The 14,463-nt window shown below is 62.3% G+C and carries 14 protein-coding genes; 4 read left to right on the top strand and 10 right to left on the bottom strand.

The genetic code is table 11. From position 1 onward, the window contains the following. Positions 1 to 68 precede the first annotated feature (68 nt). Positions 69 to 920: an SDR family oxidoreductase gene (locus tag HNQ39_RS14315; protein WP_184197251.1), complete on the top strand. Its 852-nt coding sequence runs from the start codon at positions 69 to 71 to the stop codon at positions 918 to 920. Positions 921 to 946: 26 nt separating this feature from the next. Here the strand turns inward: HNQ39_RS14315 and HNQ39_RS14310 are convergent, their stop codons facing one another. After that, entirely contained in the window at positions 947 to 1,735 is a 789-nt protein-coding gene (locus tag HNQ39_RS14310; RefSeq protein WP_184197248.1) for a YaaA family protein, read from the bottom strand. Positions 1,736 to 1,737: 2 nt separating this feature from the next. After that, complete coding sequence (locus HNQ39_RS14305; RefSeq protein WP_184197245.1) at positions 1,738 to 3,057, bottom strand: PQQ-binding-like beta-propeller repeat protein; 1,320 nt, start codon at positions 3,055 to 3,057, stop codon at positions 1,738 to 1,740. A 42-nt stretch (positions 3,058 to 3,099) separates the two neighbouring features. Here HNQ39_RS14305 and HNQ39_RS14300 point away from each other — a divergent pair, with 42 nt between their 5' ends. Both HNQ39_RS14300 and HNQ39_RS14295 read left to right on the top strand, forming a co-directional pair. Beyond that, the gene (locus HNQ39_RS14300) at positions 3,100 to 3,360 is read left to right on the top strand and encodes a hypothetical protein (RefSeq protein WP_184197242.1); all 261 of its coding nucleotides are present in this window, start codon (positions 3,100 to 3,102) and stop codon (positions 3,358 to 3,360) included. Next, a complete protein-coding gene (locus tag HNQ39_RS14295; protein WP_281380252.1) occupies positions 3,357 to 3,725 on the top strand; it encodes a clan AA aspartic protease in 369 nt (122 codons plus the stop codon). The genes HNQ39_RS14300 and HNQ39_RS14295 overlap by 4 nt, the downstream gene beginning before the upstream one ends. Before the next feature lie 2 nt (positions 3,726 to 3,727). Here HNQ39_RS14295 and HNQ39_RS14290 read toward each other — a convergent pair whose 3' ends face one another. Together HNQ39_RS14290 and smc are read right to left on the bottom strand one after the other, a co-directional pair. Beyond that, entirely contained in the window at positions 3,728 to 4,183 is a 456-nt protein-coding gene (locus tag HNQ39_RS14290; RefSeq protein WP_184197237.1) for an NUDIX hydrolase, read from the bottom strand. A 4-nt stretch (positions 4,184 to 4,187) separates the two neighbouring features. Continuing rightward, entirely contained in the window at positions 4,188 to 7,793 is a 3,606-nt protein-coding gene (gene smc, locus HNQ39_RS14285) for a chromosome segregation protein SMC (RefSeq protein WP_184197234.1), read from the bottom strand. Positions 7,794 to 7,867: 74 nt separating this feature from the next. Between smc and HNQ39_RS14280 the strand changes: the two genes are divergently transcribed. Further along, a complete protein-coding gene (locus HNQ39_RS14280) occupies positions 7,868 to 8,395 on the top strand; it encodes a DUF1648 domain-containing protein (protein WP_184197230.1) in 528 nt (175 codons plus the stop codon). A gap of 74 nt (positions 8,396 to 8,469) precedes the next feature. Here HNQ39_RS14280 and HNQ39_RS14275 read toward each other — a convergent pair whose 3' ends face one another. The 6 genes from HNQ39_RS14275 to coxB all read right to left on the bottom strand — a co-directional run bounded on the left by HNQ39_RS14275 (position 8,470) and on the right by coxB (position 14,452). Continuing rightward, the gene (locus HNQ39_RS14275) at positions 8,470 to 9,477 is read right to left on the bottom strand and encodes a Gfo/Idh/MocA family oxidoreductase (protein WP_184197227.1); all 1,008 of its coding nucleotides are present in this window, start codon (positions 9,475 to 9,477) and stop codon (positions 8,470 to 8,472) included. Further along, positions 9,474 to 10,226, bottom strand: a complete 753-nt coding sequence (locus HNQ39_RS14270) for a ThuA domain-containing protein (protein ID WP_184197224.1) — start codon at positions 10,224 to 10,226, stop codon at positions 9,474 to 9,476. The genes HNQ39_RS14275 and HNQ39_RS14270 overlap by 4 nt, the downstream gene beginning before the upstream one ends. Positions 10,227 to 10,283: 57 nt before the next feature. Then, positions 10,284 to 10,679 (bottom strand): cytochrome C oxidase subunit IV family protein, encoded by a 396-nt coding sequence (locus HNQ39_RS14265; RefSeq protein WP_184197221.1) that lies wholly within the window; start codon positions 10,677 to 10,679, stop codon positions 10,284 to 10,286. A 10-nt stretch (positions 10,680 to 10,689) separates the two neighbouring features. Beyond that, the gene (locus HNQ39_RS14260) at positions 10,690 to 11,649 is read right to left on the bottom strand and encodes a cytochrome c oxidase subunit 3 (protein WP_184197218.1); all 960 of its coding nucleotides are present in this window, start codon (positions 11,647 to 11,649) and stop codon (positions 10,690 to 10,692) included. Beyond that, positions 11,646 to 13,292, bottom strand: a complete 1,647-nt coding sequence (locus HNQ39_RS14255) for a cytochrome c oxidase subunit I (protein ID WP_425503566.1) — start codon at positions 13,290 to 13,292, stop codon at positions 11,646 to 11,648. Before HNQ39_RS14255 ends, HNQ39_RS14260 begins: the two co-directional genes overlap by 4 nt. A gap of 101 nt (positions 13,293 to 13,393) precedes the next feature. Continuing rightward, positions 13,394 to 14,452, bottom strand: a complete 1,059-nt coding sequence (coxB, locus tag HNQ39_RS14250; RefSeq protein WP_184197211.1) for a cytochrome c oxidase subunit II — start codon at positions 14,450 to 14,452, stop codon at positions 13,394 to 13,396. Positions 14,453 to 14,463 lie beyond the last annotated feature (11 nt).

Raw genomic sequence — 14,463 nt, 5'->3', positions numbered from 1 at the left:
CCTTCGGGCGCTTTTTATTTGCCACCACTTGTAACTATAATCATTACAAATCAGAAAGAGAAACAACCATGAGTATCGCCCTCACCGGCGCGACCGGACAGCTCGGTCGCCTCGTCCTCAACCTCCTCAAGACCAAGGTCCCCACCGACCAGCTCATCGCCCTGGCTCGCTCCACAGCCAAGGCCGCCGATCTAGGGGTCGCCGTGCGCGAGGCGGACTACGCCCAGCCCGAGACCCTAGCGGCTGCGCTCCACGGGGTAGAGACGCTCCTGCTGATCTCCTCCAGTGAGATAGGACAGCGCGTGGCACAGCACCAGAATGTGATCGCGGCGGCCAAGCAGGCCGGTGTCCAGCGGATTGTCTACACCAGCGTCCTTCATGCAGACAGCTCCCCTCTCAGCCTGGCGGTGGAGCACCACGCGACCGAGCAGGCCCTAGAGGCATCCGGGCTTGCCTACACAATCCTGCGTAACGGCTGGTACACCGAGAACTACACCGCCTCGATCCCCGGTGCCCTGGCAGGGGGCGCGTTTCTGGGCAGTGCGGGCGATGGGAAGATCTCCTCAGCCCCCCGTACCGACTACGCCGAGGCCGCTGCGGTGGTGCTGACAAGCGCCGGGCACGAGGGCAAGACCTACGAGCTGGCCGGAGACAATGCCTACACCCTGAGTGAGCTGGCCGCCGAGCTCTCCCGCCAGACCGGCAAGGACATCCCCTACACCAACCTCCCCGAGGCAGACTACGCGGCCATCCTGGTAAGTGTCGGCCTGCCCGAGGGGCTGGCGCAGCTCTTTGCGCACTTCGATGTCGCCGCCTCCACCGGAGCGCTCTTTGACACGAGCCGCCAGCTCTCCGCCCTCCTGGGCCGTCCCACAACACCGCTCGCGGCGGTCGTGGCAGCGGCACTGTCGGCGATGTAGCCCTCGGCGTGGGCAGACGTGCAGGGCTACCCGTGAAACGGGCTATCGACGACAATATCGAGGAGCAGGGGGCCTTTCTTCGCAGGGGCAACCACAGTCACATCGGCATCCAAGGCAGTGACGAGCTGTGCAAGCTCCGAGGCGGTTCGGAGGGTCTTTCGCTGGAGTGCAAGCTCACGCACGATCCGCCCCTTGGTGGCTTTATTGAAGTGCGTGATGAGCTTCGGAGGCCCCGAGGGCATCTTCTGGAGCACGCGGACGGCCACGGTACGCTCTGCCAGCGCCGGCGTCAGGGGCGCGAGCTTGACATAGGTCCCCGAGCGCAGGTCGATCACGAGCCCCGAGGTCGCTTCCAGAAGCGGGACGAGGTGCGTGCGCCAGAACCCCGCCAGTGCTCCGACACCCGGCAGGCTCGTGTCCCCGGAGAGCCGGTACGCCGGGATCGGCTCGGAGAGCCCGACAAACCCAAAGAGCGCACTGGCGATCAAGACCCGCTCGCTGAGCCAGCGCCGCTGCGCAGCGGTCAGGGAGGGCGCATCGAGCTGGCCGTAGAGCACTCCGGTATAGACCTGCCAGGCCGGAGCCGTGGGAGCCGTCCAGAGCCCCTGGTTGCGCAGGAGCTCATCGCTCTGGCCCGGTGTCAGCCCTAGAGTGGTGCGCGCGAGCTCCGGGTCGCCGGCGCAGAGCGTGGTCAGGGCCTCCAGAACCTGGCGACGGGGCTCCTGGAGGGATGGAAGAGGCAGGGTATCCCCGTCGAGCGGCTTGCCCTTGGCGGGGCTGGTCTTGCCTTCTGAGGGCGGGAGTAGGATCTGCATGGCTACTTCCCTCTCAGGTCGAAGCAGAGCAGGCGGCGTGCTGAGCCATCCACTCCGGTCTCGTTCTGACAGACAAAGAGCAGGCCGCGGCTCAGCGCCGGTGTCCCCCACGACTCCCGCGCCACAAAGAGAGTCGTGCGGCCCAGCTCCTTGTAGCCCTTGGGGTTCAGGTCCAGCCAGGCCAGCTGGCCGTACTCGCCCAGCATCAGGCAGCGGTCCTTGAGGGCGATCAGCGACGCCAGCGCCGGGGCGAGCCGCAGGGTCTTCCCCCCCACCGCAACCTCCCACTCGGGCTCCTCACGCCAGAGCTCCTTGCCGGTCTTAAGCTCCACACAGACCAGCGGCGCGTTCTGTGGCCCGTGGCCGTCGATTCCGTAGAGGTAGCCGTCCTTGTGGATCGCGGTCATGAAGTGGGTACCAAAGCGCTTGTTGGTCCAGAGCGGCTTGAGCGTGCCATCGGGCAAGATATCGAGCAGGGTCCCGCCCATACCGTAGCACTCCGAGAGAAAGACCTGGTTGCCGAGCACCACCGGTGTCGAGGCGTTCACGGACTCGTAGCGGCGCGAGCGCCAGGGAAAGCTAGCCTCGACTTTCCCTGTGGCGGCGTCGAGCATCAGCAGTCCCCCCTGGGTCGGCTGGCTATCGCCACCGAGAAAGGCGAAAATTCGGCGCTTCCCGTGGACCGTCGCGGCCACCGGCGAGGCGTAGCCCGCGGTCCAGCCCTTACCCGCCGCCCAGACCTGCTTGCCCGTGGTCTTGTCGAAAGCAACCACGCTCGGCCCGGAGTCTTTTCCCACGACGACAATCAGAAGATTGCCCTCTAAAAGCGGCGTCGCCCCGACCCCGAAGTAGTTCTGGGGCACCTTGAACTCAGCGGCGACATCGTGCTTCCAGACCACCTGCCCGGTCGCCAGCGAGAGGCAGGTCAGCATCCCCACGACCCCGTAGGTGTAGACAAACTTCCCGTCACTGATCGGCTGGCAGCGCGGCCCCGCACTGAAGCCATAGCGGTCGGAGTAGGGCGCGGCGTAGGCAAGCTTCCAGAGCCGCTTTCCGGTCTCCGCCGCGACGCACTCGATGGTCTCTTGCTCCCCCACCCGGTGAAAGACAACTACCTTCCCCGCCACCGCACACGGCGACGCGTAGCCCTCCCCCTTTATCCGCTCCCAGACCAGTGTGGGGGTCTCCCGCAGCGGCGACTCGGTGGCAAACGCGTTGTGGCTGGGGCCAAGAAAGTCCCGCCAGTCGTGGGTGATCGCGTTTGCGGCGAGCGGCTTGGGGGGTGCATGAAATGCCAGCCCAGCTTCTTTGGCTTGATGCATGGAGAGATTATACTTTGATATACTCAGGAAGGAGAACAAACCATGAGCACAGACAACACTGCCTTGCGTGGAAAAGCTCTTTACCAAGAACACATTCGCTCTCTGGTAGAGACGCAGGAGAGCCTCGGAAAGATCGTCGCCATTGATATCGAGAGTGGTGACTATGAAATCGATAGCGATCTCCTGGTAGCCAGCCGCCGGCTCCGCATTCGTCACGCCTCAGCACGCATCTGGGCCGAGCGTATCGGTTACAATGCTGTCTATGCTGTCGGAGGTACACGGACACGGACCACGATCCCATGAGGGGAGCCGTTCAAAACCTGCAAGCCTGCCTTACGGTGCGTCTGATTCTTCCTAGTGGCCATCAAGTTGGCTTGGAGTTCGTTGTAGACACCGGCTTTGAGGGAGCACTTGCGCTTCCTTTGGAGACGATAGCACAACTTAAGTTGCCATTTGAGCTAGAGCTAGACTCGGTTCTTGCCGATGGTAACGCCGTTCCCACGCCCGTTCACAGTGCGACTATACTCTGGCAAAACAAACAAATAGATGTCGCCATCCTTGGACTAGGGGAGCGCCCTCTGCTTGGTACGGCGCTTTTGGCAGACTATCGCCTCACTGTGGATTTCTTCGAGAGTGGCCAGGTGACCGTTCTTCCCATCACTGTCTAGGTTCACAGCTCCCGCTCCTCCTGAATCAAATAGGTCTCTTGCGTGCGCACATAGGCCCGGTAGACGACGGTTCCGTCAAAGTCCAGCATGTCGCGGAGCCGGTCGTAGATAGCGGGATTGGTGACACGCTCCAGAGCTCTGTCGCGCTCGACCCAGGCGACCTCCAAGCTCTCGGGGCTGGTGGTTGGCTCGCCTTCTAGCCACTCACAGAGAAAGCCAAACATGACGATATGCGAGTGGGTATTGGAGTAGACCCCGACCAGCTCGCGGATATCGACAGTAAGGCCCGTCTCTTCCTGAACCTCGCGCACCAGTGCGTCGGTAAGGCTCTCCCCTTCTTCCACTTGACCGCCCGGAAACTCCCAGCCACGGCGGGGGCTACGAATGAGCAGGACTTTTTCCGTCAGGGGATCGGTGACCAGGCCGGAGACAGCGACAATGTGCCGGGGTGGTTCCATGGCTCTACTCTAGTGGTGCTTCAGCAGGCTCGGATGGAGTAGGTGTGGACTCGGGGACGCGCATGGAGATGCCGCGGCTGACCCCGGGCTCTTGCATCGTGACACCGTACCAGAGCGGGGCGGCCTCCATCGTCGTGGCATTGTGCGTGATGAGAATAAACTGGCTCTCTTGGCCAAACTCCGCCACGAGGTCCGCAAACTTCTCAACATTGGCACCATCGAGCGGCGCATCGACTTCATCGAGGACACAGAATGGGGCGGGGCGCACTTCGAGGAAGGCGAAGAGCAGCGCGGTGGCCGTGAGCGCACGCTCGCCGCCGGAGAGGAGCGAGAGGTTCTGGCGCTTCTTGCCCGGCGGCTGCGCCAGAATCTCGATTCCGGTCTCCAGCACATCGCTTGGGTCGGTCATCACCAGGTCGGTCGAGCCACCGCCAAAGAGCCGGGTGAAGAACTTCTGAAACGCAACATTAACCTTATCGAAGGTCTCGGCGAAGACTCCACGCGTCGAGTCGTCGATCTCCGTGATGGTCGAGAGCAGCTTCGCTTTGGCGCTCTCCAGGTCGGCTTTTTGCTCCGTGAGGAACCGGTAGCGCTCCGAGACCCGCTCGTACTCCTCGACGGCCCCCAGGTTGACGGTTCCCAGGGCGCGAATCTCCCGGCGCAGGCGGCCGATCTCCTGCGCGACATCTTTCTCCACAGGCGCGCCGCCGGTAAGAGCCACGGCGGAGTCTGGGTGGAGGTCGTACTCGTCCTGGAGGCGCTGTCCCACTGCCTCGGCCTGGGTCTCGACACGGGCGGCGCGCAGGCGGGCTTGCTGTCCGCGCTCGGTGGCAAACCCAATAGTCCGCTGCACCAGGCGGATGCGCTCGGTGAGCTGGAAGTTCTCATTGACCAGCGCTTGCCGACGCTCGCGCCACTTCTCGACCTCCGCCCCGGCCTCTTCCAGGGATTTTCGGGCCACCTCGCGTTCGGCAGCACGCTGAACGGCCTCCGCCTCCTCGACAGCGATCACGTTCTCGGCCTCAGCGGCGCGGCGCCGGCGCTCGTCGGCGGTGATGGTCGCACGCAGGGCCCCCTCTTCGGCGCGCTTGGAGTCGCGGGTAAGTCCGACGACGCGCTCTCGCAGGCTTGCTGCTTCGGTGGCGATCGTGCGGGCCTGGTCGCGGGCTTCGTCGCGGCGTACCGTGAGCGCGGCCTGGCGGCGGGAGAGCTCTTCACGCGTCGCCACGGCAGACTCATCCGTGCGGTCGGCGTCCTCGATGGCGGCGGAGAGGGTGGCTTCCCGGCTCGCATCGGCCTCGCCGGAGTTGACGAGCTGCCCCGCGCGGGTCTGGAGCTGGAGCGCTTCTTTCTGGAGCCGCTCGGCCTCGTTGTTCTTGCTCTGGACGCGGCGCTCGGCATCCAGCACGGCCTCCCGTGCACGCTGGACGGCTTGCTCGGCCTCACGCACCGCTTGACGGGCCGTGTCAGCAGCGGCGCGCGCGGCGGTCTCGCGCTCCCGCAGGCGGTCCGTCTCCAGCCGCCCCGCGTCCACGGCGAGATGCAGCTCCGCGATCTCACGCTTTCGGGAGAGCAGGTTGGGCCCCTGCCGCCCCGTGCGCCCGCCGGTGATCGCGCCCGTGGGAACGACCAGCTCGCCGGTGAGGGTCACAATGCGCGCCCAGTCTCGCTCGATCTGCCGGGAGACCTGGGTCGCCGTGTCGATATCGTCCACGACCAAGACACGCGCAAGGTGGACCCGGACCGCCGCCCCGAGCTTGTCGTCGTAGGCCACGAGATCGGCGGCGGAGCCACGGACGCCGGAGAACTTACGCGCCGCCGCACGAAGCGACTGGGGAATCTGCTGGTCACGGAGCGCATCGAGCGGCAGAAAGGTCGCCCGTCCGCCGCGGGTCTCGTTGAGGTGCCGGATCGCCGCCTTGGCATTTGCCTCCGTGTCGGTGACAATGTCCTGGAGACTGCCGCCTAGCGCGACCTCGATCGCCGTCTCCAGCTCCTCCGGCACCTTGATGGCGTCGGCAAAGAGCGTGAACTCGCCCTTGAGCTTCCCCTCCGACGCTGCATTGAGGGCGGCGCGGACTCCGGCGAAGTAGCCCTCCTGCATCGCCTCGGTCTCTTCGAGCACGCGGAGGCGGGACTCCTGCCCAGCGAGCTTCTTCTCGTGGTTAGCACGGCGCTCCCCCAGCGCGGCCACTTCCTCGGCCGCTTTCTTCGCGGCGGGCTCGCGCTCGTCGGTGAGCTGGCGCCGGGCGTCGTCTTGGGCGACTTTTGCCGCAAGAAGCGCCTCTCCAAGCTTCTCCGCCTCGGCGCGGGCGGCCTCGACCTCGGCCTGGCGGGTTGCGGCGCGCGCCTCGGCCTCGACAATCTCCTCTTTGCGCCGTGCGATTCGCTCGCGCAGGCTATCGCGCTCGGCTTTCTGGGCGGCGAGCTTGCGGGCGAGCGCCAGGTAGTCGGCCTCTTGGCCCGCCAGCATCCGGGAGAGCTCGCCCAGTGCCTTCTCTGCCTCGCGCGCCACCCCCTCGTGCTCCGCGAGGACCTTGGTCTTCTCCGCAAGCCCCGCCTCGGCGGTCTTGGCCTCGGTCTTGAGCGTCTCCGCCTCGGTTGCCAGACGGAGCTTGTCCGAGTCCAGGGTCTCCAGGTCGGTGGCCAGCGACTCCAGTGTCCGCCGTGCGCTGGTCTTGCGCTCCTCGGCCAGCGCGATCCGGCTCTCCAGGCGCTCCACCTGGGTCATCGTGAGCTGCTGACGGATGCGAGCGGCATCCATCTGGCTCTCGGCCTCGGAGATGCGCAGCCCCAGCCCCGCCGCGCTCGCCTCCAGCTCCCCGACCTCGACCCCGAGCTCCTCGGCTTCTTTTTTCGCGTCCTCCGCGGTCTTCTCCAGCTCCGCGAGCTCGTCCTTGTAGCGCTTGTAGTCCGCCGCGAGCTGCCCCACCTCGACCGCGCGTAGGCGCTCCGTGAGCTCCCTATGCCGCAGCGCGACCTCGGCCTGCTCCCGGAGCGGCTCGACCTGGGTGCTGAGCTCCCCTAAAATATCGCGGACACGGATCAGATTAAGCTCGGTGTTCTCCAGCTTGCGCTGCGCCTCGCGCTTCTTGACCCGGTACTTCTTAATTCCCGCCGCCTCTTCAAAGAGCTCGCGCCGGTCCTCGGGCTTGGCGGAGAGAATCCCGTCGATCTCGCTCTGGTTGACAATGGCATAGGCTCCCCTGCCCACCCCCGTGTCCGTAAACAAATCCGCGATATCTTTGAGGCGGCAGGCGACTTTATTGAGCAAGAACTCGCTATCGCCATTGCGGTAGATGCGGCGCGTGACCGTCACCTCGGAGAAGTCCAGCGGGAGGAAACGGTCCTCGTTGTCCACCGTCAGCGTGACCTCCGCCATCCCCATCGGCTTGCGCTTGGACGAGCCCGCGAAGATGACATCGCGTGCATTGGTGGCACGGAGATTCGACGCCTTTTGCTCCCCCAGGCACCAGACCAGAGCATCCAGCAGATTCGACTTGCCCGACCCATTTGGCCCGACAATACAGGTCACACCGGGGACAAACTCAATCTCCGTCTTGTCCGCGAAGGTCTTAAAGCCATGAAGGGTGAGCCGCTTGAGCCGCATAAACGTTGCATTCTACCACCGACCGCAACAAAAAACGGATTCAGGTATCATTTCTGCTAGATGAGGTAACTTTCATGCAACAACAGCAACAAGAGAAGCGCCCCCTGAGCTGGGCACAGAAGACCCTTCTGGTACTCCCTGCGCTGGCCGCCGCGCACTGCGCCTACTACTACAGCGCCCTCCCCGAGAAGATGGCCTCGCACTTTGGGCCATCGGGACAGGCAGATGGCTGGATGAGCAAGACCAGCTTTATGATCTTCTACTTGGCCCTGGTGAGCATCTTCTCGCTGATGTGGATCGGGATAGGCGCCATCTTGAAGAAGACCCCCAACGACATGATCAACCTGCCCAATAAAGAGTACTGGCTCGCCCCCGAGCGGTGGGAGCAGACAATTGCACGCCTAGGGCACCAGATGTCGGTCTTTGGGATCGCCACCGGTGCGTTTCTGATGGCGGTGATGCACAGCTGCTTCCTGGCAAACCTCAGCGGCGGCAATCAGCTCGGGGGGCTGTTCTTTGTCTACTTTATCGGCTTTATGCTCTTCACCGGCATCTGGACCGTCCAGATGCTCCGCGAGAGCCGCTTGCCCGAGGCCCCCTGACCCCCAAGATTGGGGGAAATACAAGGATTCCGATTCCTTACGGTTCCCCCGCGTGCGAGGGTCAGGGGGCTGGTTTAGATCGTGACGCGCTTGCCGGTGGTGGCAGACTCGACCGCGGCGAAGACCATCGCGAGGCTCTTGATATTGTCGTGGCACTCGCCCATGGGGGTGGCTCCGGTTTCGAGCGCGTGTAGGAAGTCCTCAAGGCTCCCCGCGATTCCGCCCGCAACTTCCTCAAGAATGGGCTCGTCGGTGGGCTCCGTGGCGTAGTGGAAGCCCTCGGTGCCGGTCACTTTGGCGCCCTTTACGGTGCTGTGGCCGTCCCAGAGCGCTGTCCCGGTTGCTCCGCTGGCGCGCCACTCGCACTCCCAGCTGGTGTGCAGGCCCTCCGCGCACCAGGAGCCGCGGTAGGTAAAGCGCAGGCCATTGGCCATCTCGAAGAGGCAGGTCGCCGATGCCGCCCCTTTGTACCAGGACCAAGCGGGATTGAACTCCTCGGCATAGACCGCCACCGGATCGGCTCCGGAGAGATAGCGTGCCTGATCAAACGTATGGATCGCCATGTCCAGAAGCAAGACATGGTCCATCTCGTCGCGGAAGCCCCCAAAGTGTGCCCCGATATAGAAGTCGGCGTTGAGGATTCCTAGCGGGCCGCAGGTCTTCTCGATCAGCCGACGGTAGGCGCGGATGCGGTTGTCGTAGCGGCGGGACTGGCTCACCATGTAGAGCTTGCCCGCCCTCTCACTCGCTGCCACCATCGCCCGTGCCGCCTCCATCGAGTGCGCCATCGGCTTCTCGCCAATCACCGGGATGCCGTGTGCCAGCGCGGTGAGGGTGACATGGTGGTGGGCCTCCGGGATAGTGACATCCACGACAAAGTCGGGCTGAACCTCCGCGATGGCCTTCTCTAGCTCGGTGCCCGTCCAGAGCCCCGAGAGCGCGTGCTTCTCCGCGGCGGCAGCGGCAGCACCATCGCGGATATCCACCCAGCCGGCAAAGGCGACCTGATCGGCGTGGGCGACGAGGTTCTTGGCCCACGCCTGCCCCATCCCGCCCGCCCCGACCAAGAGCGCCTTTCTCACGACTTTTTCTCCCAGCCGAGATTGGGGTTGGTCTCAAACCAGCCCTTGGGGGCGTGGGGACAGACACGGATTCCCAGCTCGGTGGTCGGTGCGGCCCACTTACAAGCATTGGCGATCACGCGCCGAATCTCTGGCTGGTAGTAGATCGGGTAGGTCTCGTGGCCAGGCGAGAAGTAGAAGACCTTGCCGCGCCCTCGACTCCAGCAGCACCCCGAGCGAAAGACCTCGCCGCCGCCGTAGCTGGAGATAAAGATTAGCTCGTCGGGCTGGGGAATATCAAAGAACTCGCCGTACATCTCGGTATCCGGGACCGTGAAGACGGGAGGAAGACCCTCGGTGATCGGGTGCCCCGGACGCACGGTCCAGACACGCTCAACATCGTCGTCACGCCAGATCAGCCCGCAGGTAGTTCCCATGAGCTTGCGGAAGATCTTGGAGAAGTGCCCCGAGTGCAGGACAATCAGCCCCATCCCCTCCAGCACGCGCTGGTGGACCTTAGTGACAACGGCATCGTCTACCTTGTCATGGCCCATGTGCCCCCACCAGGTCAGGACATCGGTGCTAGCCAAGATCTCATCGGTCAGGCCATGCTCCGGCTGATCCAGGGTCGCGGTACGCACCGTAGCGGCTTCCCCAAGGAGCTCTCGTAGCCCCTCGGCGATGGCGTTGTGCATACCGTTAGGATAGACCTTTTGCACCGCCTCATGCTGTTGCTCGTGGAGGTTCTCCCCCCAAACCGTTACAATCATTGTCGTTCTCTCCAAAACAAAAAGCCCGGCACCTTCGTGCCGGGCTCCAAAACCAAGTTAGCGCATTCGACCGGCGAACTGGGGCTCCCAGCCACCTTGTACGGGACGGCTCCGGTAGTCGATAAAGATTCCCGCCATGAGCATCAGCCAGACAAAGCCAAGCACTGCCCAAAGGAAGGTCAGCTTGGTGCTTCCCTTGACGTTCATGAAGTTGCGCACGACCAGGTAGGCCTTGATGCTCGCCACAATCATGGCCACGACAAAGTTCCACCCTACCCACTTCATCGCCGCGCTCAGGTCGATGTAGTAGAGCAAGACCGTCACAATGAGCAGCACAAAGAGTCCTGCATAGGTCTGCCAGTAGAGAAGCGGCTTTGGGTGATCGATAACCTCGACCGCCGGGTGTACCCGCCCATGACCGTGGCTATCGTGTCCGTGTGTTATATCTGCCATCGTCTTTCCTTTACGAGATCAGGTACATCAGCGGGAACAGGAAGATCCACACGATGTCAACAAAGTGCCAGTACAAGCCAATCATTTCCAGCGGCATGTAGTCATCGACACAGGGATGCTTGATTCCATAGAAGAGAATCAAGAGGCCCATCATTAAGATTCCCAGGGAGACGTGGATTCCGTGTAGCCCGGTCATGGAGAAGTAGATACTCATGAACAGGCGAGCATGGTTCGCCTCAGAGAGGTACTTACTGTAGGAAGCATCCGGGACCGAGAAGGCGATTGTGTCCTTTGGAACCTCGGTGAGGCTCTGGTTGATCCCCCCCGCGACCTGCGCCGTCTGAGTCGCTGGGATCTCGAGCCCCTCTTCGGTTAGCTTTGCCCCCGCCTTCTCCGCCGCCTTCATCGCTGTCCAGGCCTCGTTTGCCCGAGGATTCTCATGGCCCTCGTGCCCGGCAGCATGTTCGGTCTTGAGGATGTAGAGAGCGCGTGCGTAGTTGAAGTTCCGGTCCGGATAGAGGCCTTCATGGAGCTTATTGGTGTACTCGAAGTACTTGACCACCATAAAGCCAAATGCACAACCTACCACCGTCAACAGCCAAAGGATAGTCTTGATCCGCTGCCCGATCTGAGCATTGTAGACCGCGAGCACCATAAAGAGTGAGCTGGTCAGCAGGACCGTGGTGTTGATCGTCCCCAGCCAAGGGAAGCCATTGTGCATCCCGAACCAGCCGTACTGGAGCAGGAACTGATGCGCCTCCAGGTAGGTGTTGAAGTACATCACCCGGTAGAGCGCGTAGGCAAGGAACAGCCCCCCAAAGAACATGATCTCCGTGACCAGGAATGACCACATCCCAACCAGGTAGCTCTCGTTTTGCTGGTCGATGTTCTCGTACTGCATCGAGACGCGCTGACCAGCACCGTGGGCGTGCTCAGCACCCGCGCCGGGCTCTAGAGCGTGGAGACTCATACGTGGGTTTCCTCTCGAACGGGTGCGACCGTCTCGTGATCGTGGTCATGAGCATGATCCAGAACGTCGTGTGCAGGATGCTCACCCGTGTACTCATACGCCTCCCAGGTGACGACGGGCGCTACCAGGAAGTTGTGGGTCACAGGCGGTGAGGGAATAGTCCACTCCAACCCGACAGCTCCCCAGGGGTTCGCGAGTGCCTTGGGGCCCTTGAACCACGACCACAGCAAGTAGCAGACAGGGAGGGCAAACCCAACACCAAGCACCGTAGAGCCTGCTGTCGAGGCAATGTGCCAGATCTGATACTCAGGAGCGTAGAAGTGATAGCGGCGGGGCATGCCCAGGTAGCCCACAATAAACTGCGGGAAGAAGGTCATGTTGAAGCCAACAAAGGTGATAATCGCCGAGAGCTTTGCGGGGAACTCGGGGTAGAGGCGCCCCGTGATCTTGGGCCACCAGTAGTGTAGCCCTCCCATGAAGCCCATCAGGGCTCCTCCCACCATGACATAGTGGAAGTGTGCCACCACAAAGTACGTTGCCGTGAGGTGGACGTCCGTGGCAAGGGACGACAGGAACAGGCCCGTGAGTCCACCCACCACGAAGAGACCGATAAAGCCCAGCGCAAAGAGCATGTGGCTGGAGAGCTCGACACTCCCCTTGAAGATGGTCGCGATCCAGTTAAAGACCTTGATCGCCGAGGGCACCGCCACGAGGAACGAGATAATCGAGAACACCATGCTCGAGTACATCGACTGAGCGGTCGCGAACATGTGGTGGCCCCAGACCACGAAGCCAAAGGCGGCAATCGCAAGGGAAGACATCGCCACAAACTCGTAGCCAAAGATGCGCTTCTTACAGTTGGCCGCGATGATCTCATTGGTGATTCCCAGCGCGGGAAGCATCATGATGTAGACCGCGGGGTGCGAGTAGAACCAGAACATGTGCTGGAAGAGCACCGGGTCGCCGCCCAGCTCCGGGGAGAAGAGGCCAAACCCGAGGGTGCGCTCCACCAGAACCATCAGAAGGGTCACCGCCACAACCGGCGTCCCCAGCATGATGATCACCGACGTTGCATACATCGCCCAGACAAACAGCGGCAGACGGAACCAGGTCATGCCCGCGGCGCGCATCTTGTGGACCGTGACGATAAAGTTCAGCCCGGTGAAGATCGACGAGAACCCTCCAAAGAAGACGCCTAGCAGACACAGCGCGACATTTCCATTCGCGTAGATACTAGAGTAAGGCGTGTAGAAGGTCCACCCGGTATCGACTCCTCCAGAGAAAAGGGAGATCAGGATAAACGTCCCTCCGGTCATGTAGACATACCAGGAGATAAGGTTTAGCCGCGGAAAGGCAAGGTCACGGGCACCAATCATCAGCGGGAGCGCAAAGTTCCCCAAGATCGCCGGGATCGCCGGGATCAGGAACAGGAACACCATGATGATGCCGTGGGCCGAGAACACTCGGTTGTAGGCCTCACTGGAGAGGATCTGTCCCTTGGGCGCGGTGAGCTCAAAGCGCACTAGGCCCGCTGCAAGCCCTCCCAGAAGGAAGAAGGCGGAGACGGAGAAGAGATACAAGAGCGCGATGCGCTTGTGGTCAACTGTCAGCAACCAGGACTTGATCGAGTGGTCGGTGTTGATGTAGTTTTCGTTATCAACTCCGTAGGGACTCTCTCCGTGAGCGGCGCGGGCATGACCGTGTGATGCCACAGGGACATCGTGACTATCCAAAGTACTCACGCTCATTTGTACTGTTCTCCTCCGTACATGTAACGGAACTGCTGGTTATCCGTGTCCGCAGGAATCGATTCCTGCGCCGGATGGCCCGCATCGGGCTCGTCCTTCGTTCCAATTGTCTTAATATAGGCATTGACCGCGAGGACATCCGCTTCAGATAGAACCCCCTTGTAAGGAGGCATCCCCTGGGGCCAGCCTGCCAGCGCAAACTCATTCGGGTAGAGAATGGCATTTCGCAGGTAGGCATCGTCGGCGGTAACCACCTTCCCTCCCACAAGCTGGCGGCTCTTGCCAAAGATCCCCGCAAGGGAGGGACCACGGCGGGTCGCGTCTGAGTTAGAGCCACCATGACAGCCAACACACTGGTACTTCTCGTAGAGAGCCTTGCCCTGCTGTGCAAGGGAGAGTGCCCCACGCTTGGCCTCGATCCCCCCTGGGCTCACCGCACGTACTCCCCCACTGGCAACCCACTTATCGTAGTCAGGGCGGCTCATGACATAGACCCAGCCCCCCATCTCGGAGTGCTGCGTGCCACAGTACATGTTGCAGTAGATATGGTACTTGCCCACACGGGTCGGCTTGACCCACATCTGGGTGTACTCCCCGGGCTGCACCTGGCGCTGCATGCGAAACTCTGGGACATAGAAGGCGTGAATGACATCCTGGGAGATCATGGTGAACTTGACCGGCTCGTCCACCGGGATATGGAGCTCGTTGTTCTCCCGAATCCCATTGGCGTGCTGCATGTGCCACATCCACTGCTTGCCAATGATGAAGATCTCCTTGGCATTCTTTGGCGGCTGGTAGACCTCACCAAAGAGCTTCGCGGACCAGACAAAGATCCCCAGTCCCAGAACGAGCGCAGGGAGGGTCCAAGCCATCTCAAGGCCCGTGTGGTGGTCCACAGGATTGGAGCGGTCTACATTGTTTCCACGTTGGTACCGCGCTACTAAGAAGATCAGCAACGCCAGCACGAGGACTGTCGAGACGACGGTCAGCGCGACAAGCGCAAAATAGAGCGCATCCACATTATTTGCGAACTCCGATGCTGCCGGAGCCCGCATAGGCATTTCAC

It is taken from the genome of Armatimonas rosea (genome assembly GCF_014202505.1).
Lineage (GTDB): Bacteria > Armatimonadota > Armatimonadia > Armatimonadales > Armatimonadaceae > Armatimonas > Armatimonas rosea.
The sequence above is the reverse complement of the archived record's forward strand: the minus strand, read 5'-3'. Positions and strand labels throughout refer to the sequence as shown.

Bases quoted from the DNA above. Each gene is read 5' to 3' on its own strand.
- HNQ39_RS14300 (WP_184197242.1), top strand. From the start codon at position 3,100: ATGAGCACAGACAACACTGCCTTGCGTGGAAAAGCTCTTTACCAAGAA.
- smc (WP_184197234.1), bottom strand. From the start codon at position 7,793: ATGCGGCTCAAGCGGCTCACCCTTCATGGCTTTAAGACCTTCGCGGAC.
- HNQ39_RS14260 (WP_184197218.1), bottom strand. From the start codon at position 11,649: ATGAGTCTCCACGCTCTAGAGCCCGGCGCGGGTGCTGAGCACGCCCAC.
- HNQ39_RS14290 (WP_184197237.1), bottom strand. From the start codon at position 4,183: ATGGAACCACCCCGGCACATTGTCGCTGTCTCCGGCCTGGTCACCGAT.
- coxB (WP_184197211.1), bottom strand. From the start codon at position 14,452: ATGCGGGCTCCGGCAGCATCGGAGTTCGCAAATAATGTGGATGCGCTC.
- HNQ39_RS14310 (WP_184197248.1), bottom strand. From the start codon at position 1,735: ATGCAGATCCTACTCCCGCCCTCAGAAGGCAAGACCAGCCCCGCCAAG.
- HNQ39_RS14270 (WP_184197224.1), bottom strand. From the start codon at position 10,226: ATGATTGTAACGGTTTGGGGGGAGAACCTCCACGAGCAACAGCATGAG.
- HNQ39_RS14280 (WP_184197230.1), top strand. From the start codon at position 7,868: ATGCAACAACAGCAACAAGAGAAGCGCCCCCTGAGCTGGGCACAGAAG.
- HNQ39_RS14295 (WP_281380252.1), top strand. From the start codon at position 3,357: ATGAGGGGAGCCGTTCAAAACCTGCAAGCCTGCCTTACGGTGCGTCTG.
- HNQ39_RS14305 (WP_184197245.1), bottom strand. From the start codon at position 3,057: ATGCATCAAGCCAAAGAAGCTGGGCTGGCATTTCATGCACCCCCCAAG.
- HNQ39_RS14315 (WP_184197251.1), top strand. From the start codon at position 69: ATGAGTATCGCCCTCACCGGCGCGACCGGACAGCTCGGTCGCCTCGTC.
- HNQ39_RS14265 (WP_184197221.1), bottom strand. From the start codon at position 10,679: ATGGCAGATATAACACACGGACACGATAGCCACGGTCATGGGCGGGTA.